The sequence below is a fragment of the Streptomyces neyagawaensis genome, from assembly GCF_023516595.1.
GTDB classification, from domain to species: Bacteria; Actinomycetota; Actinomycetes; order Streptomycetales; family Streptomycetaceae; genus Streptomyces; species Streptomyces neyagawaensis.
Genome location: NZ_JAMGBG010000018.1, coordinates 1 through 588, shown reverse-complemented (window position 1 = coordinate 588; position 588 = coordinate 1). Strand labels below are relative to the sequence as shown.

At 67.5% G+C, this 588-nt stretch carries 1 protein-coding gene; it reads left to right on the top strand.

The window, feature by feature from the left end; translation table 11 throughout:
* Positions 1 to 189: 189 nt before the first annotated feature.
* On the top strand, positions 190 to 588 hold a 399-nt coding region (locus tag M8J73_RS10085), incomplete at its 3' end, for a large conductance mechanosensitive channel protein MscL (RefSeq protein WP_308408341.1).

The following is a 588-nucleotide window of genomic DNA, read 5'->3' as shown; positions in this document are numbered from 1 at the left end:
CGCTCCACGGCGGCGCGCCTGGCCGGCGCGGGCGCGACCTCCCGCCTGGCGGTGACGCTGTGGTGAGGCGCCCGGCCCCCGGCCGCACGTCAAGTCCCACATTGGTGGGACCCAATTGGACAGCCGGCGCGGGCCTTGACGTAGGTTGCGGAGTCATTTGTTCCACAACCAGCGCGGAGGGGCCTCGTGGTGAGCGAGAAGAAGGAGCCGAGTGTCTGGGAGGGCTTCAAGGCCTTCCTGATGCGGGGGAACGTCGTCGACCTGGCCGTCGCCGTGGTCATCGGCGCGGCCTTCACGAACATCGTCAACTCCGTGGTGAAGGGCATCATCAACCCCCTGGTGGGGGCGTTCGGCACCAAGAACCTCGACAGCTACACCAGCTGCCTGAAGGAACCTTGCGTCGTCGCCAAGGACGGCACGGTGACGAAAGGCATCCAGATCGCCTGGGGCTCGGTGCTCGGTGCCACGCTGACCTTCGTCATCACCGCGGCCGTCGTCTACTTCCTGATGGTCCTGCCGATGGCCAAGTACCTGGCCCGCCAGGAGGCCCGCCGGAAGGCGAAGGAAGGCGCCCACGAGGTCATCGAG